20 protein-coding genes are annotated in these 20,724 nt (G+C 70.5%); 8 read left to right on the plus strand and 12 right to left on the minus strand.

The window, feature by feature from the left end:
* The first annotated feature begins 88 nt into the window (after positions 1-88).
* Positions 89-1,366 (plus strand): SufS family cysteine desulfurase, encoded by a 1,278-nt coding sequence (locus SK224_RS04195; protein WP_320433530.1) that lies wholly within the window; start codon positions 89-91, stop codon positions 1,364-1,366.
* The gene (gene sufU, locus SK224_RS04200) at positions 1,363-1,824 is read left to right on the plus strand and encodes a Fe-S cluster assembly sulfur transfer protein SufU (protein WP_320433531.1); all 462 of its coding nucleotides are present in this window, start codon (positions 1,363-1,365) and stop codon (positions 1,822-1,824) included. Before SK224_RS04195 ends, sufU begins: the two co-directional genes overlap by 4 nt.
* Positions 1,825-2,185: 361 nt before the next feature.
* Here the strand turns inward: sufU and SK224_RS04205 are convergent, their stop codons facing one another.
* The 9 genes from SK224_RS04205 to SK224_RS04245 all read right to left on the minus strand — a co-directional run bounded on the left by SK224_RS04205 (position 2,186) and on the right by SK224_RS04245 (position 9,793).
* Positions 2,186-3,913, minus strand: a complete 1,728-nt coding sequence (locus SK224_RS04205) for a DEAD/DEAH box helicase (RefSeq protein ID WP_320433532.1) — start codon at positions 3,911-3,913, stop codon at positions 2,186-2,188.
* 354 nt (positions 3,914-4,267) lie between these two features.
* On the minus strand, positions 4,268-5,248 hold the full coding sequence (locus SK224_RS04210; protein WP_320433533.1) for an SRPBCC family protein: 981 nt from the start codon (positions 5,246-5,248) through the stop codon (positions 4,268-4,270).
* A 48-nt stretch (positions 5,249-5,296) separates the two neighbouring features.
* Positions 5,297-5,635 (minus strand): ArsR/SmtB family transcription factor, encoded by a 339-nt coding sequence (locus SK224_RS04215; RefSeq protein WP_243226202.1) that lies wholly within the window; start codon positions 5,633-5,635, stop codon positions 5,297-5,299.
* A gap of 153 nt (positions 5,636-5,788) precedes the next feature.
* A complete protein-coding gene (locus SK224_RS04220; RefSeq protein WP_320433534.1) occupies positions 5,789-6,184 on the minus strand; it encodes a hypothetical protein in 396 nt (131 codons plus the stop codon).
* A gap of 57 nt (positions 6,185-6,241) precedes the next feature.
* Positions 6,242-6,412: a hypothetical protein gene (locus SK224_RS04225; RefSeq protein ID WP_320433535.1), complete on the minus strand. Its 171-nt coding sequence runs from the start codon at positions 6,410-6,412 to the stop codon at positions 6,242-6,244.
* Between the two features lie 106 nt (positions 6,413-6,518).
* Positions 6,519-7,733 carry an ice-binding family protein gene (locus tag SK224_RS04230; protein ID WP_320433536.1) on the minus strand — a complete coding sequence of 405 codons (1,215 nt, stop codon included), beginning with the start codon at positions 7,731-7,733 and terminating at the stop codon, positions 6,519-6,521.
* A gap of 166 nt (positions 7,734-7,899) precedes the next feature.
* The gene (locus SK224_RS04235; protein WP_320433537.1) at positions 7,900-8,403 is read right to left on the minus strand and encodes an SMI1/KNR4 family protein; all 504 of its coding nucleotides are present in this window, start codon (positions 8,401-8,403) and stop codon (positions 7,900-7,902) included.
* 193 nt (positions 8,404-8,596) lie between these two features.
* Positions 8,597-9,004, minus strand: coding sequence for a VOC family protein (locus SK224_RS04240; protein ID WP_320433538.1), 408 nt, complete (start codon positions 9,002-9,004; stop codon positions 8,597-8,599).
* Between the two features lie 93 nt (positions 9,005-9,097).
* Positions 9,098-9,793, minus strand: coding sequence for a helix-turn-helix transcriptional regulator (locus tag SK224_RS04245; protein ID WP_320433539.1), 696 nt, complete (start codon positions 9,791-9,793; stop codon positions 9,098-9,100).
* A 344-nt stretch (positions 9,794-10,137) separates the two neighbouring features.
* Here SK224_RS04245 and SK224_RS04250 point away from each other — a divergent pair, with 344 nt between their 5' ends.
* Complete coding sequence (locus SK224_RS04250; protein ID WP_320433540.1) at positions 10,138-11,307, plus strand: RtcB family protein; 1,170 nt, start codon at positions 10,138-10,140, stop codon at positions 11,305-11,307.
* Between the two features lie 104 nt (positions 11,308-11,411).
* On the opposite strand, the gene SK224_RS04255 is transcribed toward SK224_RS04250, so the two are convergent.
* Positions 11,412-13,373: a hypothetical protein gene (locus SK224_RS04255; RefSeq protein WP_320433541.1), complete on the minus strand. Its 1,962-nt coding sequence runs from the start codon at positions 13,371-13,373 to the stop codon at positions 11,412-11,414.
* Between the two features lie 360 nt (positions 13,374-13,733).
* Between SK224_RS04255 and purL the strand changes: the two genes are divergently transcribed.
* From purL to SK224_RS04270, 3 genes are all read left to right on the plus strand, one after another.
* Positions 13,734-16,064 carry a phosphoribosylformylglycinamidine synthase subunit PurL gene (gene purL, locus SK224_RS04260; RefSeq protein WP_320433542.1) on the plus strand — a complete coding sequence of 777 codons (2,331 nt, stop codon included), beginning with the start codon at positions 13,734-13,736 and terminating at the stop codon, positions 16,062-16,064.
* Positions 16,064-16,198, plus strand: coding sequence for a hypothetical protein (locus SK224_RS04265; RefSeq protein ID WP_320433543.1), 135 nt, complete (start codon positions 16,064-16,066; stop codon positions 16,196-16,198). Before purL ends, SK224_RS04265 begins: the two co-directional genes overlap by 1 nt.
* Positions 16,199-16,413: 215 nt before the next feature.
* Complete coding sequence (locus SK224_RS04270) at positions 16,414-17,235, plus strand: hypothetical protein (protein ID WP_320433544.1); 822 nt, start codon at positions 16,414-16,416, stop codon at positions 17,233-17,235.
* An 18-nt stretch (positions 17,236-17,253) separates the two neighbouring features.
* On the opposite strand, the gene map is transcribed toward SK224_RS04270, so the two are convergent.
* Positions 17,254-18,024 carry a type I methionyl aminopeptidase gene (gene map / locus SK224_RS04275; protein ID WP_320433545.1) on the minus strand — a complete coding sequence of 257 codons (771 nt, stop codon included), beginning with the start codon at positions 18,022-18,024 and terminating at the stop codon, positions 17,254-17,256.
* 155 nt (positions 18,025-18,179) lie between these two features.
* On the opposite strand from map, the gene SK224_RS04280 reads away from it, so the two are divergent.
* Complete coding sequence (locus SK224_RS04280; protein WP_320433546.1) at positions 18,180-18,992, plus strand: hypothetical protein; 813 nt, start codon at positions 18,180-18,182, stop codon at positions 18,990-18,992.
* An 83-nt stretch (positions 18,993-19,075) separates the two neighbouring features.
* The gene (locus SK224_RS04285; RefSeq protein ID WP_320433547.1) at positions 19,076-19,708 is read left to right on the plus strand and encodes a TetR/AcrR family transcriptional regulator; all 633 of its coding nucleotides are present in this window, start codon (positions 19,076-19,078) and stop codon (positions 19,706-19,708) included.
* 52 nt (positions 19,709-19,760) lie between these two features.
* On the opposite strand, the gene SK224_RS04290 is transcribed toward SK224_RS04285, so the two are convergent.
* Positions 19,761-20,666, minus strand: a complete 906-nt coding sequence (locus SK224_RS04290; RefSeq protein ID WP_320433548.1) for a glycine betaine ABC transporter substrate-binding protein — start codon at positions 20,664-20,666, stop codon at positions 19,761-19,763.
* Between the last annotated feature and the right edge of the window lie 58 nt (positions 20,667-20,724).

A 20,724-nucleotide genomic window follows, 5' to 3' on the forward strand; every position in this document is an offset into this window, starting at 1 on the left:
TGTTTCTCCGACGCGCGGGACGTGGATGCCGGGGCCACAGGACGTCCGGCACGGAGCCGGGCGGCCGCGGCGCAACTAGCCTGGAGGGGTGAGCTCCTCCCCCCTCGACGCCGCCGCCCTGCGCGCCGACTTCCCGATCCTCGAGCAGAAGATCGGCGACGCGCCGCTCGTCTACCTCGACTCCGGTGCGACCAGCCAGAAGCCCCGCGCCGTGATCGACGCAGAGGTCGACTTCCTGCTGCGCGCCAACTCCGCCGTGCACCGGGGGGCGCACACTCTCGCCGCCGAAGCGACCGAGCTGTACGAGGACGCGCGCGCCCGGGTCGCGAGCTTCGTCGGCGCCGACGAGGAGACGCTGGTGTGGACCGGCGGGGCGACCCTCGCCCTGAACCTCATCGCTTACTCGATCGGCAATGCGACCGCGGGGCGCGGATCCGCCGCATCCGCCGCCCTCGCGCTGCGCCCGGGTGACGAGATCGTCGTGACCGAGATCGAGCACCACGCGAACCTGATCCCCTGGCAGGAGCTCGCGGCGCGCACCGGCGCCGTGCTGCGCCACATCCCCGTCCACGACGACGGCACCCTCGACCTGGATGCGGCGGCCGCGCTGATCGGCGATCGCACACGCGTCGTCGCGTTCACGCACGTGTCGAATGTGCTGGGCATCGTGAACCCGGTCGCCGAACTCGTGGCACTGGCGCGCGAGGTCGGCGCGCTCACCGTCATGGACGCCTGCCAGTCCGCGCCCCATCTGGCGCTCGACCTCCCGGCGCTGGGGGTCGACCTCGCCGCCTTCTCCGGCCACAAGATGCTCGGCCCGTACGGCATCGGTGCGCTCTACGGGCGACGCGAGGTGCTCGAAGCGCTGCCACCGTTCCTCACCGGCGGGTCGATGGTCACGACCGTGACGAAGGATGCAGCCGAGTTCCTTCCTCCGCCGCAGAAGTTCGAGGCCGGTACGCAGCCCGTGTCGCAGACTGTCGCCCTCGCGGCCGCTGTCGACTACCTCGACGCCCTCGGGATGGACGCCGTCCACGAGCACGAGCGCGTCATCGGGCGGCGCATGATGGCCGGTCTCCGAGACATCCCCGGCATCCGGCTGCTCGGCGACACCTCACACGCCGACCGGATCGGCCTCGCGGCCTTCGCGGTCAGCGGCGTTCACGCGCACGACGTCGGTCAGTTCCTCGACGCGCGCGGTATCGCGGTGCGCGTCGGGCACCACTGCGCCAAGCCGCTGCACGCGCGGTTCGGGCTCACCGCATCCGTGCGGGCGTCCGCCTCGGTGTTCACGACCGAGGCCGACGTCGAGGCCCTGCTGGGTGCGGTCGGCGACGTGCGCGCCTACTTCGGAGCGGACGCATGAGCGGACTCGACGGCCTGTACCAGGAACTCATCCTCGACCACTCCAAGCATCCGCATGGCATGCCCATGGCGGAAGCCGAGGGGCGCACGGCGACATCGCACCAGCGCAACCCGATCTGCGGCGACGAGATCGAACTGCGGGTGCGTCTGCACGACGACGGCACGGTGCGCGACGTGACGTTCACCGGCGCCGGGTGCTCGATCTCGCAGGCCTCCGCATCCATGCTGGCGTCCCTCGTCGACGACATCATCGACGAGGAAGGCTCGCTCACGGCGGATGCGGCCCGCGAGCGCATCGAGCGGTTCCGCACGGCGCTGCGTTCGCGCGGCACCGTCGCGCTCGACGAGGAGACCTTCGGCGACGCCGCGGCGCTGTCCGGGGTGTCGAAGTTCACCGCCCGCGTGAAGTGCGCGATGCTCGCCTGGGTCGCGCTCGAGGACACCCTCGCCCGCGCCTGATCCCGCGCCCGACGCCCTCGCTGCCCGAGTTGCGACGCACGTGCGCAACCGCCGCACGTTTGCGCAGCAGCGACAGTCGACGACGGTGGCGGATGCGGATGTGGATGCGGAAGGGTGTGGCAGACGGGGCCCGGCTGAGCGGGGCGTGGGGCCGAGCCCCAACCCTTCCGGTGGCCTCCTGGGTGGTGAACCGCGCCACATATGCGTAACCGCGCCACTTCTCCGCAACCGCGACAGTCGATGACTGTGGCGGATGCGGGAAAGTGGCGCGGTCGCGAAGAGACTGACCTGCCCCGGCGTGCGCCCTGAAGCAGCTCGACGCTCGGGCGAGTCCGGCAAGCCCTGAAGAGTGGCCCGCGGCTCAGGCGGCGGAGCCTCCGGAGCGGCCACGGCCGCCGCGACGGCGCCGACGCGACGCGTCACCGGAACCCGAACCGGCACCCGCACCGGCGGCGGAGCGCTCCGAACCCGAACGACCGGATGCGGCATCGCCGCCCCGCGCGAGCGACTCCACCCACGCGCGCTGCTGGTCACTCACGGAGTCGCCGATCGTACGGCCGCCGCGCGGCGCCACATTCTCGGCAGTGTGGCCCTGGGGGCGTCCGGCGCGACGGTTCGGCGTGCGCTCGGCCGCGGCACTGTGACGCGCCTCGACGGGAGCAGCACCCCGGACAGGAGCATCCGTGCGGCCGCCGGAGCGACCGGCACCACCCGAACGCGCGGCGCCGCCGGAACGACCCGAACCGGCAGCCGCGCCCGCGGAGCGACCGGCCGCAGAACCCGAACGGCCCGCGCCGGCTGAACGACCGGATGCGGCACCCGCGCGGCCCGCACCACCCGAGCGTCCTGACGCCGCACCCGAGCGCGAACCGCCGGAGCGGCCGCCCTGAGCGGGCGCGGCGACGGGCGACGGCTTCACGAGCGGCGCCGGCGTCCCGACGAGTTCGGAAACGGCCGCGTGCGCCGCATCCACACGCTCGAGGGGAGCGGAGATCGAGGCCTTGCGCAGCAGATCGGCGAGGTCGCGACGCTGCGAGTCGAGCACGACGGTGACGACCGTGCCCTCGGCGCCGGCGCGCGCGGTGCGGCCGGAGCGGTGCAGGTACGCCTTGTGCTCGGCGGGCGGGTCGACGTGCACGACGAGCTCGACGTTGTCGACGTGCACACCGCGGGCGGCGACATCGGTGGCCACGAGCACGCGCACGCCGCCCGCCTCCGGAGCAGCGCCGAAGGCGGCGAGGTTGCGCTCACGCGCGTTCTGCGAGAGGTTGCCGTGCAGATCGACCGAGGGGATGCCGGCCGATGTCAGCTTCTTGGCGAGCTTCTTGGCCTGGTGCTTGGTGCGCGTGAAGAGGATGCGGCGGCCGTTGCCGGACGCGAGGCGCTCGACGAGATCGTTCTTGTCGTCGTCGGAGACGTGGAAGACACGGTGGGTCATCGCAGCTGCGGGAACGCTGGACTCGTCGACCTCGTGGCGCACCTCGTTCTGGAGGAACTTGCGCACCAGCGTGTCGACGCCGCGGTCGAGCGTCGCGCTGAAGAGCAGCCGCTGGCCGCCGGTCGGCGTCGCGCCGAGGATGCGGGTGACGCCCGGCAGGAAGCCGAGGTCGGCCATGTGGTCGGCCTCGTCGAGCACGGCGACCTGCACGCGATCGAGGCGGATGACGCCCTGCTTCATGAGGTCTTCGAGGCGGCCCGGGCAGGCCACGACGATGTCGACGCCGGCGCGCAGCGCCTGCTCCTGCGGCTTCTGGCTGACGCCGCCGAAGATCGTGGTGACGTTCAGGCCCACGGCGGCGGCGAGGGGCGCGAGGGTCGCGGCGATCTGCGTCGCGAGCTCACGTGTGGGTGCGAGCACCAGGCCGGTCGGGCGACCGGCGGTGCGCGAGACGCCCGTGAGGCGCGCCACCATCGGCAGCGAGAACGCGATGGTCTTGCCGCTGCCGGTGCGGCCGCGGCCGAGCACGTCGCGACCGGCGAGCGCGTCGGGCAGGGTGTCCTGCTGGATGGGGAAGGGCTCGGTCTTACCGGAGGCGGCGAGGACGGAGGCCAGCGGCGCGGGTACGCCGAGATCAAGGAAAGAAGGCATGAAGAAAGTGCTTTCGGATGAGGCGATCGATCGTGATCGCAAGACGGGGCGACGGCGCGGATTCGCGCATCGGTTCGCCGCTCGAGAAGAGGGCCCAGCGCCCGGAGGCGGAGCACGCGTATCGACGACGCAGCCGCCCGAAGGCGACACACAACCCTAACACCGGCGGATGCGGGTGCATTCCGGATTCGGCGAGACCCGCTCTTCGCGAGGGCGGCCGACGGCCCCGGTACCTGTTCCGGCACGAGCCGGTGACGTCCGGTGGACCGGCCGATGACCCGCGCCGTCCCCCACCCCGAAGACAGGACCGGGTCGGCGGCCGAAGCCGCGCAGCCCGGTCCGTCGCCCGCAGGCTCAGCCGCCCAGCACCTCGCGCTCGAGGCGGGCGTAGCTGGCCTCCATGCCCTCGGTCATACCGGTCGCGAGCACCATGTCGCGCGTGGCCGCATCCGGATACTCGATGAGCAGCGTGAGCAGCGTCGCGCCGTCCTCTTCGTAGAGCGACAGGTCGTTGGTGGTCGAGGGGAAGTCGGTTCCGGTCATGTGCTCCGTCGTCACCCAGCGCCGCTCGGGCACGACGAGCTGCGTCTGCCCGTCGAAGCCGAACGGCTCGCCGACGACGCCCGCGCCCGGCGCCCACGCGTAGAGGTAGTCACCACCGGCGACGAGGTCGATCTCGCACGTCGTCATCGACCAGCCGTCGGGGCCGAGCAGCCACCGACGCACGAGCTCGGGCTCGGTGTGCGCGCGCCAGACGACATCGCGCGGGCCGTTGATGAGCCGGGTGATGCGCACGTGCTGGTCACCGAGGATCTCGGTGCGCGTGCCCTTGCCCTCGGCGTAGGCGCGCAGTTCCTGCAGCACCGCGTCGAGCTGGTTGAAGGCGAGGGTCGAGCCCTCGACGGCGCCCATCGCGATGACCTGCTCGAGCGCCTCGATCGACTCGAAGTGCGAGACGTTCGTGAGCCGGGAGCCGGTCTCCGTCGGCGCGAAGGTGAACGTCATGTGCTGCACCGGCATCCCCTCGACGGGGACGCCTTCCGCATCCGTGAACATGTCACGCACCTCGAACATCGTCGGCTCATCGATCGCCACGAACTCCCACGCCCCGCTGTAGCGCTCACCCTGCGGGCTCGTCATCGCGTAGCGCGCAGCCCCGCCGACGGTGAAGTCGAACACGCTGAAGGATGCGGGATATCCGGGCGGCCCCCAGAAGCGCTCCAGCTGACGCGGGTCGGTGAGGGCACGCCACAGGCGTTCGACGGGGGCGTCGACGTCGGCGATGAGCGTCATGGTGAGCGCTTCGGGATCGTGCGTGACGGCGGTGACGGGCATGGGGATCTCCAGGTGGGTTCGGCGGATGCGGCCGGCGCCGCATCCGGGTCAGGGCTCTTCGGCGAGCAGATCGTCGAGGCGGGAGATGCGCGATCGCCAGAGCTGCTCGTACTCGGCGAGCAGCAGGCGGGCGCGCGCGATCGTTGCGGGATCGGCGCTCACGAGCCGCTCCCTTCCTTCGGCGCGCTTGGTGACCAGGCGCGCCGTCTCGAGCACGGCGACGTGCTTCTGAACGGCCGCGAACGACACGTCGTACACGGCCGCGAGGGCGGAGACCGACTGCTCGGCCTCGATCGTGCGCCGCAGGATGTCGCGGCGCGTGCGATCGGCGAGGGCCCGGAAGATCCGGTCCACCTCGGCGTCGCTGAGTTCCGTTTGTACAACCATTTGGTTGCACGTTAGCGCGTCGGTGCGGGCGGCACAAGAGGGGCGAGGCGGGCACTCCGTCGCGATGGCATCGGATCGCCGGAGGCGAGCCCTACGAGGCGAGACAGTGCCTTCGCGGCGCCGACCACGCCATCCGCTCGATACGAGCGCCCGTCACGCCGGGCGCCTCCCGCCCATGCCGGCGAGCAACGTGCCCACAGGATGGCGGCCACGCGTCCGGGACGGCGCGCGCAGCACCGTCCCGCCGTGGGGGCGGCGGATCACGTGCAAGAGAGCCGTGAACGGGGAGGCCTTCTTCGGAGGCCCGACCAGCACCGCCGCCCAGACGCGGTCGCGCAGGTCACGGTCCTGCAACGCCCGGTCTGCCTCCGCCATCGTGACTCTGGAGCCTTCGCCCGATGTCGCGACAGCCACGAGCTCACCGAGCTCGCACATCGCCCAGCTCATCCGCGCCTCCTCGTCGGCGCTGTGCCGGGGGACTCGAGGGTGTTCCATCAGATAGTCGAGGAGGACGAGCGTGTGCTCACCCAGACGCGTTCCGTAGTACACGGGCCCTCCCTCGGGCGGATAGCGCGCCGGCGTGAACGGTTCGACGCCGGCGGACGGTTACGAGGTGCGGCGCTTGGACTTGCCCGTGGCGCGGCGCACGGCCCCGAAGGTGGCGGTGGCGAGGAAGAGGACGATGCCGATGATGCCGAGCCAGAGGAGCCCCTCGATGGCGAAACCGACGATGGAGAGGATGAGCCAGAGGGCGAGGAGGACGATGACGGTCTTCATGGGGTTCCTTCGAGATGGGGTGCCGCAGACGCGCTGCGCGCAGGCGGACGACAGGGGACAGGGGCGCGACGCGCGCGCCGAGACGGGTGCGGGGTGAGGACCGGGGTCAGACGCGACGAGCCCGGCGACGGCGGGCGATCATCACGAACCCGACTCCCGCCGCGAACAGCACGCCCGCGATGATGGCCGGAACAGTGGAGTCGGCACCGGTGACGGCCAGCTCCTCGGGGAGCCGTTCTCCGGCCGGGCCCGCGGGCGGAGTCGTCACCGACGGCGGGCTGGCAGAGGGTGAGGGAGCCGGCACGGGCGGCGCGACGTCGATCTGCACGACCGCCGCGGCGTCCGGTGTCGTTCCGTTCGCGGCCGTGATCGTGACCGTCGAGCTGCCGGGTGTCGTCGGCGTACCGGAGATGACCCCGGTGACACCGTCCAGCGAGAGGCCCGCGGGGAGCCCCGACGCGGTGAACGTCGGCGCCGGCGTGCCGGAGGCGGTGATGGTGAAGGAGTACGGGGTCCCCGCGGTGGCTCCGGTGGGCGCGCCCGAGGTGATGACCGGCGCGGTCGTCTGCGACGGCGTTCCCGAGCTCGGGCAGCCGCTCGACGCGGTGATGGTGTTCGTGTCGAGTGTCACCGCGCCGGTGCGGGCGAGCAGTCGCCCGACGACCGTGGCGCCGGTGGTCGCGGTGACGGACTCCGCAGCGAGCACGGTGCCCTGGAACTGCGCGGCGGTGCCGATCGTCGCGGAGCTGCCGACCTGCCAGAACACGTTGCAGGAGCTTGCTCCTCCGGTGATCGTGATCCGAGCGCCGGAGCCGATCGTGAGTGTGGATGCGGCCTGGAACACCCAGACCGAGTCCACGCTCCCCGCGAGAGTGAGGGCGCCCGTGTTCGCGAGGGCCAGCGCTCCGCCCGAATAGACGCCCGGGCTGAGCGAGAGCCCGTTGAGTTCGGCGAGTCCCGTCTGAGTGGGCGTCAACGACGCCGCGACGTCGTAGGCCGTGGTCGTGTCGAGCTGGGCCTGAGCCGCGCCCGCGTCGGTCTGATGAGTGGTTCCGTTGACGACGCCGTCCGGCGCGGCCCCGAATCCGGTGATGGAGGTGCCCGGCGAGACGCCCAGGTCGCCGTTGACCACGGTGGGCCCGGTGTTCGTGACGGCGCTGGCGCCGAGCACACCGTAGGTCGCTGCGGTGCCGAGGTCGACGGGGCCGTCAATCACTGTCGCCGCGGATGCGGACGAGGTGGCGACCACCGCCAGGCAAGCAGCGAGCCCGAGACCCGTGAGGGCGACGAGAAAGGAGCGGGAAGAACGGGACATGGCCATGGGAGGCCCCTGTCTGAGTGGGAGAGGCACAAGGCGAACGTCGACGACGCGCACATGATCTCCGGTCTTCCGAGTGTGCACCCCTCACCCGCAGAAAGGGCAGAACGGCGAACATTGGGGTCGAACTGCCAGGAACGCCCCCACCCGATCGCGAGACGGTCCGCTCCTACAGGTCGCCGTACGCGTCCGGAAAGACGCGCTTGGATGCCCGGAACTCCGCCAGCCAGTAGGGCAGCGCACCCTGCGACTCCCACACCTCGGTCAGAAAGCCCTCGAACGTCGGCGCGATCATCGGCCAGCTGCCCGCAACACCGTGGAGCTCGTGGAAGCTGTCGTAGACACGCCCCCCGCGTCGCGCCGACATGTCGATGGTGAGGTGGTCGCCGCCCGGCGTGCGAGCGATCAGGTAGGCCGCTCGGCTCACCGCATCCTCTTCGCCCGCAGCGCCGACGAGCACCGGATTGGCCTGAACGACCTCATCCGGCGGAAGAACGGTGACCTCGCGCGCCTGGCCCGCGAAGAGCACGGCTCCCCCGCATCTCTCGTAGAACTCCCTCACGCCGTCGGGCAGGCGCTCGTCGTCGCGCCGGACGACCGGGAGCGCGACGGGCGGCAGCACAACACAGTCCGTGTGCGCCCTTGCTCGGTCGAGGATGTCGGCGATGTCCACGCACCCATTCTCCGGGCCCGTGGGGGGAAGATCGTGCAGCACGGCCGCGTGGCTCGGGCAGATCGCGCACGGCAGCGGACGCCGCATCCGACCGCCCGAACTCCTGCAGAATCCGCGTTTCGGCCATGTGGCCGCGGCCCTCGCGCGATTCTGCAGGAGTTCGAGACAGAATCCGCGACGGAGCCGACGGTGATCAGACCGCGAACGGCGCGAACTTCGCGATCGCCTCCGCGGTCACGGGTGTGAAGAGGTTCACGAGGTTGCCGTCGGGGTCGCGCAGCAGCACGGAGCGGTTTCCCCACGGCATGAGCGCGGGCTCCGTGACCCACGTGTCCACGACGCCCCGCAGTCGCGCGTATTCGGCGTCGACGTCGGGCGTGAGGAACTCGATGATCGCCGACCGGTTGCGACCCGCCTCCGCGGCGCCCGGGGCGAAGGCCGGGACAGTGCGAGAGCTACCGATCGCGAGCGTTGCGCACGAGGTGGCCACCTCGGCGAAGACATCGCCGGTGTGCGAGGCGGTACCACCCGTGATCAGCTCGTAGAAGTCGGCCAGTCGGGCGACGTCGTCGGTGATGATGCGGACGGAAACGAAGTTCATGGAATCTCCCGGGGTGATCTGCCGAGACCTTCTCGACCTCGCGAGTCTGACCGGCGTGCGCGACAGCGTCCTGTCGGAGTTTCCCCGCGGATGTCAGAGCGTCAGCTGCTCCAGCGTCCCGTGGACGATCTCGATGTCGCCCGCCGCCAGCTTTCGCCTCTCGGGCATCTCGGAGGTGATCACGACCTCGCGGATGCGGTCGACACGGAACGCACGGATCCCGTCGCGCAGACGGCACCATGCGATCAGGTACCACGCCCCACCGGACTCGACGTAGCCGAGGGGCTCGATCTCCCGGTCCGTCCGAGCGCCGGCGCGGTCGCCATAGCCGATCCGCAGCACGCGTGGATCGGCGAGCGCGTCGGCGAGGATGCGAGGCACACGATCGACGATGGCGTCGTCGCGGAGGAAGTGCACGCGCTCCGCAAGACCTCTGGCCGCCTGCGCGTCGTCGCCGCGCATCGCGAAGACCAGCTTGCGCATGGCTGTTTCAGCGGCCGACCGGAACGGTGCCGCCCCCATCGACTGCAGTGCGACGGCCATCGCCATCGCCTCTTGCGGCGTGAAGTTCACCGGCGGCAGGGTGTGCTCGCGCGAGACGCAATAGCCGCCGGTGCGTCCCGGTTCGGCCCAGATCGGCACGCCGCTCTGCTGCAGCGCGCTGATGTCACGCTCGATGGTTCGCGCGCTGACCTCGAACCGCGCGGCCAGCCATCGTGCACTGCGCGGGCGCGGCGCCACGGCGCGCAGCTCCTCCACGAGGGAGTAGAGCCGATCGGTCCGGTTCACGCTCCGACGATAGACCCGGGCGCGGACGCGCGGGATCGCGCCGGGAGGGCCGATGTCCCCGCGCGGTTGACGCCGCATCCGCCACAGCCCTAGCCTCGGAGGGCTGTGCCTCATCCGGCGCGGCATCAGCCGAGGAGACCGACCCATGCACGCACGCGACGGCCTGCGTCAGAACGCGGCCCTGCAGCTTCTCTCGAAGCGCAGCGGCCGCTATGAGTCGTACCCTCCGGCGCGCAGCATGTGACGAGTTTCGTCCCACGCCCCGCACCGAAAGGTCCGGGGCGTTTTCTTTCCGCGGGGAGAGCACCCGGACCGGCTGGTCCACCCCACGCAAGGAAGGAATCATGGAGAAGCTCTCCGCACGGCTCGTGTCGTGGGCGAGTCTGATCGACGACAAGACCCTCGATCAGGCGCGCACCTCGGCACGGATGCCGTTCATCTACCCGCACATCGCGCTGATGCCCGACGCGCACCTGGGCAAGGGCGCGACGGTCGGCTCGGTCATCCCGACGCTCGGCGCGATCATGCCGGCGGCCGTCGGCGTCGACATCGGATGCGGCATGATCGCCGTCCGCACCCAGTTCGAGCTCTCGCAGCTCGCGAAGCGAGACCTCGCACCGCTTCGCGAGGCGATCGAGCGCGCGATCCCCCTCTCGGCCGGCCACGACAACCGCACGGTCGTCGCCACCGCCGCGCCGCGGATCGCGGAGCTCGAGGCGAAAGCCGCCGCATCCGGCTTCGACCCGGCCTCCTACGTCGGTCACTGGCGACTCCAGCTCGGCTCGCTCGGATCGGGCAACCACTTCATCGAGGTGTCGGTCGACGAGCTCGACCGCGTCTGGATGTTCCTGCACTCCGGCTCGCGCGGCATCGGCAACAAGATCGCCACCCACCACATCGCCGTCGCGCAGCGGCTGGCGAAGCAGTGGTGGATCGATCTGCCCGACCCCGACCTCGCCTACCTCGTGGAAGGCACGCCCGAGTTCGCGCGGTACATCCGTGAGCTGCAGTGGGCGCAGCACTTCGCACTGCTGAACCGCGAGGAGATGATGGACCGTGTCGCGCGCCAGCTCGCCGAGTTCCTGGGCGAGGACGTCGTCGAGCACGAGCGGATCAACTGCCACCACAACTTCACGCAGCCCGAGCGCCACTTCGGTAAAGAGGTGTGGGTGTCGCGCAAGGGTGCGATCCAGGCGGATGCGGGCCGTCCCGGCCTCATCCCGGGGTCAATGGGCACGGCGTCGTACGTCGTGGAGGGGCTCGGCAACCCGGTCTCGCTCAACTCGTCGCCCCATGGCGCCGGTCGCGAGTACTCCCGTTCCGCCGCGCGGCGCACGTTCTCGCACGAGCAGCTCCGGGAGGCGATGGTCGGCATCGAGTTCCGCGACACGGACGCCTTCGTCGACGAGATCCCGCAGGCGTACAAGCCGATCGACCGGGTGATGACGGATGCGGAGGATCTCGTGTCGATCCGACACTCGCTGCGCCAGCTCGTCAACGTGAAGGGCGACTGACCCCGGAACACCCCGCTCGCCTGTCACAGATCGATGCGCAACGCGCGATCTGTGACAGGCGAGCCTGCGTGGAGGAAACCAGCGCCGGGGAAGGGCGCCGAGCGTCAGCTGCGGCGCGTACGGCGGACGATCATCATCACCGCGCCCGCGAGCAGCAGCATCGCACCGAATCCGGCCGCATATCCGGGCAGGTCGGTCCCGGTGATCGCCAGGTGGCTGGCGGTTGCGGCGGGAGGTGTCACCACAGGCACCACCGCCGGCGCGACGACCGTCACCGCGGCGGTGGCCGAGTCAGTGAGCACGTTGTCGCGCGGGTCGACTGCGGAGCCGGCGGCACCGTTGCTGAGCGTGCCCACATCAGCGGCGCGGGTCTCGTACGACACCGTGCACGTGAGCACATCGCCGGGGGCGAGCATCACGGGCGCGGCCTTGTCGCACGTGAGCTCCCCGAGCTCCGCGGAGCCCGAGAAGTCCGTGTCGGCGAGCGTCACGTTCGAGAGCGTCAGCGCGCCGGTGTTCGTCGCCGTGAGCGTGTAGTCCACGGTGTCGCCGACCACCGCCTGCGAGACCGACGCCGTCTTCGTCACCGCGAGAGCGGACTCGCCCTCGACGGCGAGGAGCGCCTTCGAGGATGCGGATGTCGACTCCACCGTCGTTTCGGCGATCAACGCCGTCGCCACGGCCTCATTGCTCACCCCGCCGGCATCCACATCGGCCTGCGTCACCACGTACGGCGCCTGACAGGTGGTCGACGCCCCCACGGCGAGCTCGGTGACCGGGCACACGATCTGCCCGAGCTGCCCCGAGCCCGAGAATGCGGTCTCGTCGATCGCCAGCGCCTCGACGGGCAGGTCGCCGTCGTTCGTGACGGCGAAGTCGTAGATGACGGTGTCGCCGACGGCAGCGGTGGCGGGCGAGACGGACTTCTCGAGGGAGAGCGCCGCCGCCTTCGCAGTGTTCGTGACCGTGCAGCTGACGGCGTCACCGGCGACCAGGGAGAGCGGCTGGCTCGCCCCGGAGCCCTCCGGCAGCACGGTCGTACTCGTCGCGTTCGCGTTGGTGCACGACCAATCGGCGTCGTAGTAGTCGATCGGGCTCTGCGCGCCGGTGCTCGAAGCCTCAGCGAGGGTGACCGCGCCGCTGGGGATGACCGGCACGAGGCCGGTCGACGCCGCATCCGTGGCGCCCGTGGTCGCAGAGGCGAGCAACGGCCCCTCGCTCGATGCCACGCTGATGTCGAAGGCGTCGTCGGAAGCAACACGGCTGTCGACCTGCTTGTCGACGGACACGCGGGCGGTGCGGATGCCGAAGCCGAGGCCTTCGCGCTCACCGCGGGAGTTCATGTACAACGCGCCGGAGATCCTCGTCGCCGACGGAGCCGAGAAGATGGAGCCGTACGCGCCGGTCCCGCCCGCAGAGATGGCGTTGCACCAGAGGTTGGTCGTGCCGTCGCCGACGGGCGGCAGTGCGCACCCTCCGGTCGTGGCCTCCCAGCTGTGGTCGATCAATGTCAGCGGGGCGTCCGACCTCATGTTGATCCACTCGCCCAGGTTCCCCGAGATCGCGTCCTGTGTCTCCGGCGCGGCCGCGACGAGTTCGTACCCCGTCACAGGGGTGCCGCCGATCGAGACCTCGAAGTCGGAGATCGAGATCTCCACCGCCCCGAAGGGCTGGCCCGTGGACGCGTAGAGGAACGGCTTGCCGGGGATGCCCTCGTAGTATCCGGGGACGCCGATGACGAATGGCGGGTTGGTCGCGGGAAGGGCAGCGACGGAGCGTGCCGTGTATCCGGATATCGGTCGCTCGGTGACGGTATAGGACACGTCGTACGCGCCGAGCGACAGCTCGAACTCCTGGCCCGCGCCACTCAGACCGACGCTGGAGTCGTAGCCGGCGAAATCGAGCCAACAGATGGAGTCGGGGAACTTCCCTCCCCCGTCGGAGTTCGCGTACCCGCAACTCCCCTCGATCGGGGCGGCGGTGGCCGGGACCGCCGCCATCCCCGTGAAGACGGCGGCCAGCAGTGCTGCTGCGCCGGCCGCTGCCGACAGTTTCTTGATGCTCATAAGCGCTCCCTGGTATGCGTGGGCGGCGTCTCCGCAATGCCTCCCTCCTGGAGACCACGGATCGCCCGACGTCACGCGCATCTCTCGGATGCCGATGCGCGCGCAACCGATCCGTCGCGCTCTTCCGAGTCCTCCGCGATATACCGGCAGGCAGACCGTAGGCGAGCAGCACGGCGCGTGCAGGGCTTTCACCCTCACCTGCGGGGAATTTCACCCTCGCCATCACCCGCTGCGTCCTTCTCTCCGACCCGGAAGGAGTCTGAACGTCCGAGAAGCCGGTCGCCGAGCCCGCACCCCGGCGAGCCGCGCCCGCAACTAGACTGAGCAGGTCCGGCACCCCGATCCCTGGAGCTCAGCCGCGTGACCACTTCCGCCACCGCCTCGCGTCCTGCCGCCGATACCGTCGAGAACGCTCGGGCCACTCCCGAGCGCGAGCAGCCGTACGCCGCTCTCGGACTCAAGCCCGACGAGTACGACCGCATCCGTGAGATCCTCGGCCGTCGCCCCACCAGCGGTGAGCTCGCCATGTACTCGGTGATGTGGAGCGAGCACTGCTCGTACAAGTCGAGCAAGATCTACCTCCGCCAGTTCGGCCAGAAGGTCACCGACGAGATGCGCGAGCGGCTCATGGTCGGCATGGGTCAGAACGCCGGCGTGGTGGATGTGGGCGAGGGATGGGCGGTGACCTTCAAGGTCGAGTCCCACAACCACCCCAGCTACATCGAGCCCTTCCAGGGCGCCGCCACCGGCGTCGGCGGCATCGTGCGCGACATCATCTCGATGGGCGCGCGCCCCGTCGCCGTCATGGACCAGCTCCGCTTCGGCGCGATCGACAACCCCGACACCGCCCGCGTCGTCCACGGCGTCACCAGCGGCATCTCCTTCTACGGCAATTGCCTGGGCCTGCCGAACATCGGCGGCGAGACGGTCTTCGACAGCGTGTACCAGGGCAACCCCCTCGTGAACGCCCTCGCGGTCGGAGTACTGCGCCACGAGGACCTCAAGCTCGCCGACGCCACCGGCCCCGGCAACAAGGTGGTGCTGTTCGGTGCCCGCACCGGCGGCGACGGTATCGGCGGTGCCTCCATCCTCGCCTCGGACACGTTCGCCGACGGCGGCCCCACCAAGCGCCCCGCGGTGCAGGTGGGCGACCCCTTCGCCGAGAAGGTGCTCATCGAGTGCTGCCTCGAGCTCTACCGCGACGAGCTCGTCGAGGCCATCCAGGACCTGGGCGCCGCCGGCATCTCATGCGCCACGAGCGAGCTGGCCGCCAACGGCGGATCCGGGATGCGGGTCGACCTCGAGAAGGTGCTGCTGCGCGACCCGTCGCTGACTCCCGAAGAGATCCTCATGTCGGAGTCGCAGGAGCGGATGATGGCGATCGTCGCTCCCGAGAAGCTCGACGCATTCCTCGCCGTCGTCGACAAGTGGGAGGTCGAGACGAGCGTGCTCGGCGAGGTCACCGGCGACGGGCGCCTCGCGATCTTCTGGCACGGCGAGCAGATCGTCGACGTGGACCCCTCGACCGTCGCCGTCGACGGCCCCGTCTACGAGCGTCCCGTCGCCTACCCGACGTGGATCGACGCCCTGCAGGCGGATTCCGCATCCGCGCTCCCGCGCCCGACGGATACGGAGGCGTTGCGCGAACAGTTCCTGCAGCTGCTCGGCAGCCCCAACCTCGCCGACACCTCGTGGATCACGAACCAGTACGACTACTACGTGCTGGGTAACACGGCGCTGAGCTTCCCCGATGACGCCGGCATGATCCGCGTCGACGAGGAGTCCGGCCTCGGCTTCGCGATCGCGACGGATGCGAACGGCCGATTCTGCCAGCTCGACCCGTACCAGGGCGCGAAGCTGGCCCTCGCCGAGGCGTACCGCAACGTCGCCGTCACCGGCGCCATCCCGACCGCCGTCACCGACTGCCTCAACTTCGGCAGCCCGGAGAACCCCGAGGTCATGTGGCAGTTCTCGCAGGCGGTCGAGGGTCTCTCCGACGCGTGCCTCGAGCTCGGCATCCCCGTGACCGGCGGCAATGTCAGCTTCTACAACCAGACCGGCGACGTCCCGATCCACCCGACCCCCGTGGTGGGCGTCATGGGCATCATCGACGACGTCGCCCGCCGCATCCCGAGCGGTTGGCAGGATGCGGGCGAGAACCTGTACCTGTTGGGCGTGACGGCCAATGAGCTGAGCGGTTCGGCATGGGCCCAGGTCGTGCACGACCACCTCGGGGGCCGTCCGCCGGCGGTCGACCTCGCCGCCGAGAAGCGCCTGGCCCAGCTGCTGCGCGCCGCCGGCGATCAGGGACTCATCTCCAGCGCCCACGACCTCTCGGAGGGCGGTCTCGGACAGGCCCTCGCCGAGGGCGTCATGCGTTTCGGCGTGGGCGCGCGCGTCTGGCTCACCGAGCTCATGGAACGCGACGGGGTGGACGCCGCATCCGCCCTCTTCTCCGAGTCGACCGGTCGCGTGATCGTCAGCGTGCCGCGCGAGGAGGACGTGAAGTTCCGAGGCCTGTGCGCGGGACGCGACTACCCCGTGCTGCGCATCGGTGTCACCGATTCCGGCGACGGCGAGTCGGTGCTCGAGGTGCAGGACGTGTTCACCCTGTCGGTGCCCGAGCTGCGGGAGCGCTCGCGCGCGACGCTGCCCGCCGCGTTCGGTCCGACGGTGACCGAGGACGCCTGATGAACGACGACGAGGAGTACGAGGGCTTCGCCGACAAGCGCCAGATGCGCATGAAGGTCATCGCCTGGGTGGTCATCATCGCCCTCGTGCTCGTCGGCGGCGGCTCGACCGTCCTCGCCCTGCTCTTCGGCTGAGCCCCCCGACGCAATCGCCTTCCGGCGGGGCTGTTCGAGACCCTGCTGCGATGTCTGCACGATCCGTGGTGCTGGTGGTGAACCCGAGAGACGCCTGAGGCGGCTCAGCGCCGTCCACCGTGCAGACGTCGCCCTGCCTCGCCGCCCTTGCCGACCCGTTCGGCATCCGCGGCGTCCCATCTGCCGCCCAACCCACCGCGCCGTACGATGGGGATGTGGGACCCCTGCTCGAGTTCCTCGCGGTCTGGTGGTGGGCCGCCCCCGCTGCGGCGGGCGCCGGCACCGTCGGATACGTCGCGGCGACGACCGGGCGGCGCCGGGCGCGTCGTCTGGCGCTGGATGCGGCCCGACACCAGGAGCAGCATGCGGTCCGCGAGCTGCTCAGCGCCCGGGCGCGCACGCGTGCCGCGCAGGCCGAGGTACAGGCGGCTCGTGCCACCCGCAGCGCCTCGCACTCCGAGGCGCGCCGCGCGCTGAACCAGGCGCGCGAGGCGCAGCGCACCGCGACCCTGCTTCTGCGCGCCGCGCGCACGCGGGTGAAGGCGGAACGCGCGCAGCTGGCGGCCCGCGACGCCGAACTGCCGCTCGCGCGGATCGTGCGCGAGCACGACGCGATCGCCGCACGATGGCTCGAGTACGAGACCGACGTCGAGCTGGCGATCGCGGTGCCCCAGATGAGCGACCCCCACCATCCGACGACGGCCGCCTACCTGCAGGCGATGCAGCGGGCGCAATGGCTGCGCCCGCCGAGCGGTGCGACGCGGATGGATCCCGCGGATTTCGTGGCCTACGCCGCGGCGGTCCGCGAGCTGAACGAGGCGTTCGCCGCCGCGGAGGCCGCGGCCCTGCGGGCCTCCGCGGAACGGGGGCGTCGGCGACCGGAGGTTCCCCCGCGCGAGAGCGCGACCCGCGCCGACCCGCCTCGCATCATCCGCACCGAGCCCGCGCCGCCAGCGCCGCAGACATCGGGGCCGGCCGAGCGCGTGGTTCGTGCGGTGTGGCCCGTGCCGCGCCGCTCCAGGCACGACCCCCAGTGAGGGTCAGATCCGGCCTCGTCAGCGCGGAAGCGTCAGGATCTCCGCGCCGGTCTCCGTGATGGCGATCGTGTGCTCGGTGTGGGCCGTGCGGCATCCGGTGGCGCTGCGCAGCGTCCAGCCGTCCTCATCGGTCACCAGCTGATCCGTGTCGACCATGACCCACGGCTCGAGCGCGAGCAGCAGGCCCGGGCGCAGCACGAAGCCGCGCCCCGGGCGCCCGGCGTTGGGAACGTGCGGGTCCTGGTGCATCGTGGTCCCGATGCCGTGGCCGCCGAACTCGACGTTCACGGAGTAGCCGGCCTGCTTGAGCACGGTGCCGATCGCGCGGGACAGATCGCCCACCTTGGCGCCCGGCTTCGCGGCCGCGATACCCGCGGCGAGCGCACGCTCGGTCGCGTCGATCAGCGCGACGCTCTCGGCGGGGCGGGCCTCGCCGACGATGAAGCTCACCGCCGCATCCGCGGAGATGCCGTCGAGCGTGACGGCGAGGTCGAGAGTCAGCAGATCGCCGTCGGCGACGCGCTCGTCATGCGGCATGCCGTGCAGGACGGCGTCGTTGACGGCGGTGCAGATGTAGTGGCCGAACGGCCCACGACCGAAGGAGGGGGCGTAGTCGACGTAGCACGAGACCGCACCGGCGCCGAGGATCATCTCCTTCGCCCAGGCATCGATCTCGAGCAGGTTCGTTCCCGGCACGACGCGCGAACGGATCGTGTCGAGGATCCGGCCGACGAGGGCCCCTGTCCGGCGTGCGCGGTCGACCTCGGCGGGCGTGAAGATCTCGATCATGACAACAACCATTCTCCATGGTCATCGCGTGGCCTCGGTTCTCGCCCTTTCGCGCGACGAGCTCTGGACGGATGCGGCCGGCGCAGCGGCCGGGACACGGTGAACTCCGGCCTCGTGGCCCGCGATCGGCGCGCCGCGGCTCCTAACATGGAGAAGTGGATCAGCTGTTTGCGTTCCTCCAGCACAACTGGTGGCTCGCCTTCCCTCTCATCGGCGTCGCCGGTGGCGCCGCCCGGGCGTGGGAGCGAGGCGCGAAGCGGCGGCACGAGAGGCGACTGGAGCTGATCCGGGCGAAGAGCGGCGTGATCGCACCGGCGCCCGTCGAGCCGCGTCCGCAACCGACGGCATCCGCGCTCGAACGCACCCTCTCCGAACACGACGCGACCACGGCGCGCTGGCTCGAGTACGAGCTCGACGTCGCGAAGATGATCGCCTACCCCGCCATGAGCGACGGGCGCCAGGAGCTCACCGCCGCGTTCCTACGCGCCAAACGTGTCGCGGATCGGATGCGGCCGGCATCGGCGGATGCCAGGGTCACCGCGGCCGAGCTCACGGCGTACCAGAACGCCGTGACGGACTACGAGGTGGCCTTCGACGTCGCCGAACGCGAGGCGCGACGGGTACGGGATGCCGGGTTCACGCCGTCCGAGCGCAAGCGCCTGGACACCGCTCAGCAACTGCTCTCGGTCGCGATCGACGAGGCGGCCACTCCCGCCGAGCGACAGCTCGCGTACCGCCGGGTGCGCGAAGAGCTCGACGGATTGATCTCCCTCTCCGATGCGGCGATCGACGAGCTCGAGCGACGCGTCGCCCTCGAGCTGCCGGCGACCGTTGCCCCGAGCGAGCCAGACGCTTCGGAGGCCGGTCCGACGTCATCCGCGACCGGGTCGGATGAAGCGGGGCACCGACGCGAACCGCCGATGCCCCGGGGCCCCCGCGACGCCCCCCAGCAACATTCACGTCCGTAACGCAGGCCACGTCGTCTCAGGCAGAACGCCTAACGTGGACGCAGTCCAAAGATATACCACGTCCACCTTTCACTTCAGGATCCATGCCCGAGTCACTGCGCGCACGCAAGAAGCGCGATACCGAGAACGCGATCGAGATCGCGGCCGTCCAGCTCGCCCTCGAGCGCGGCCACGCGAATGTCACGGTCGCCGACATCTGTACGCGCGCCGACGTGTCGCGCAGCACGTTCTTCAACTACATGAGCTCCCGCGAGACCGCGCTCTTCGGTCGCTCGCTCCATCTGCTGCCGGCTGAACAGGCCGCGGTCATCATCGAGATGTCGGCGGACGTCCCGCTCACCACCGCGGTCTTCCGTCTCATCATCGCCTCGATCGGCCATGCGCGGATCAACGCGGTGGTGGCGGAGGGGCGCAATCGGATGCTGCTGGAACAGCCCGACACGCAAGCCGCGATCCTCGCGCCCTTCCTCTCGCTGACCACGGAGCTCACGGCTTTCCTCGCGACGTGGCTCGCCGCGCATCCGCAGCGCCGGAGGCTCGCCGACGCAGATACGTCGATCATGCGCGAGGCCTCACTGACGGTGCTCGTCGCCGTCAGTGCATTCCAGTCGCTCATCTCCGACATGACCGGAACGGGCGACGTGGAAGCCACCGAGGCGGCATTCCGCGATTCCGTCCGCAAGCTCGCTCTGCTCGCCGAGGCGAGCGCGCACTGAACGCCAGAACGCGCCGCATCCCGGAGGATGCGGCGCGTTCTGCGAGGGGGCGTCAGGACGTCAGTGCGTCCACCCACGCCTGGTTCTCGGCGATCCAGTCGGCGACCGCCGGCGCGTAGTCGTTGCCGCTGCCGCCGGAGTTGAACATCGCATCCTCGAGCGAGTACAGGGTGTCGTTGTCCATCTTGAACGACGAGAGCCAGTCGTTCACCTCCGGGAAGTCCTCCTTGAAGTTCGACGACGTCACCGTGTGGATGCCCTCGGCGTCGCCGAGCAGACCGTCCGGGTCGTCGAGGTCCTTGAGCGGGAAGGCGTTGTAGGCCCAGTGCGGACGCCACAGGGTCACGGCGATGTCCTTGCCCGCATCCGTCGCCGCCTGAAGCTCCGTGAGCATCGCCGGCGTCGAGGACGTCACGAAGTCGAGTCCTTCCAGGCCGTAGCCGGGGATGACTTCGTCCTGCGTCACGGTCACGAGACCCGATCCCGCCTCGATGCCGACGAGACGGTTGCCGAAGACATCGGCGTTGTCGGCGAGCTCGGTGAGCGAGTCGATGGGAGCGTCCTCGTTGACGGCGATCGTCAGCTTGGCCTCGTCGTTCCAGGCGCCGAGATCGACGAGGTCGTCGCCGTAGGTCTCCATGTACTGGGCGTGGGTCAGCGGCAGCCAGGTGTCCAGCGTCAGGTCGTAGTCGCCGTTCGCGATGCCGGTGTAGACCGCTGCGGGGTCCGCGTACTCCAGCTCGACCTCGTAGCCCTGCTCCTCGAGCACGTTCTTCCACAGCTCGGATGCGGCGATGCCCTCGTCCCAGCCGTTGAACACGGCGATCGTGATGGGCCGGTCGCCAGATCCTTCGCCCGCTTCGCCCGCATCGCCGGCAGCCGAGCAGCCGGTCAGGGCGAGGGCGGCGACGCCCGCGAGGGCGATGCCCACGGTCAGGTTCTTCTTGGTGACAGTCATCTGCAGTCCTCTCCGTCCGCGTGCTGTCGCGGACAAGGTCGGTACGGCACGTCGAGTG

Origin of the sequence: Microbacterium sp. BG28, from assembly GCF_034044005.1 — a bacterium.
GTDB lineage: Bacteria > Actinomycetota > Actinomycetes > Actinomycetales > Microbacteriaceae > Microbacterium.

Bases quoted from the DNA above. Each gene is read 5' to 3' on its own strand.
- map (WP_320433545.1), bottom strand. From the start codon at position 18,024: ATGATCGAGATCTTCACGCCCGCCGAGGTCGACCGCGCACGCCGGACA.
- SK224_RS04285 (WP_320433547.1), top strand. From the start codon at position 19,076: ATGCCCGAGTCACTGCGCGCACGCAAGAAGCGCGATACCGAGAACGCG.
- SK224_RS04230 (WP_320433536.1), bottom strand. From the start codon at position 7,733: ATGGCCATGTCCCGTTCTTCCCGCTCCTTTCTCGTCGCCCTCACGGGT.
- sufU (WP_320433531.1), top strand. From the start codon at position 1,363: ATGAGCGGACTCGACGGCCTGTACCAGGAACTCATCCTCGACCACTCC.
- SK224_RS04265 (WP_320433543.1), top strand. From the start codon at position 16,064: ATGAACGACGACGAGGAGTACGAGGGCTTCGCCGACAAGCGCCAGATG.
- SK224_RS04205 (WP_320433532.1), bottom strand. From the start codon at position 3,913: ATGCCTTCTTTCCTTGATCTCGGCGTACCCGCGCCGCTGGCCTCCGTC.
- SK224_RS04290 (WP_320433548.1), bottom strand. From the start codon at position 20,666: ATGACTGTCACCAAGAAGAACCTGACCGTGGGCATCGCCCTCGCGGGC.
- SK224_RS04240 (WP_320433538.1), bottom strand. From the start codon at position 9,004: ATGAACTTCGTTTCCGTCCGCATCATCACCGACGACGTCGCCCGACTG.
- SK224_RS04255 (WP_320433541.1), bottom strand. From the start codon at position 13,373: ATGAGCATCAAGAAACTGTCGGCAGCGGCCGGCGCAGCAGCACTGCTG.
- SK224_RS04210 (WP_320433533.1), bottom strand. From the start codon at position 5,248: ATGCCCGTCACCGCCGTCACGCACGATCCCGAAGCGCTCACCATGACG.
- SK224_RS04225 (WP_320433535.1), bottom strand. From the start codon at position 6,412: ATGAAGACCGTCATCGTCCTCCTCGCCCTCTGGCTCATCCTCTCCATC.
- SK224_RS04250 (WP_320433540.1), top strand. From the start codon at position 10,138: ATGGAGAAGCTCTCCGCACGGCTCGTGTCGTGGGCGAGTCTGATCGAC.
- SK224_RS04215 (WP_243226202.1), bottom strand. From the start codon at position 5,635: ATGGTTGTACAAACGGAACTCAGCGACGCCGAGGTGGACCGGATCTTC.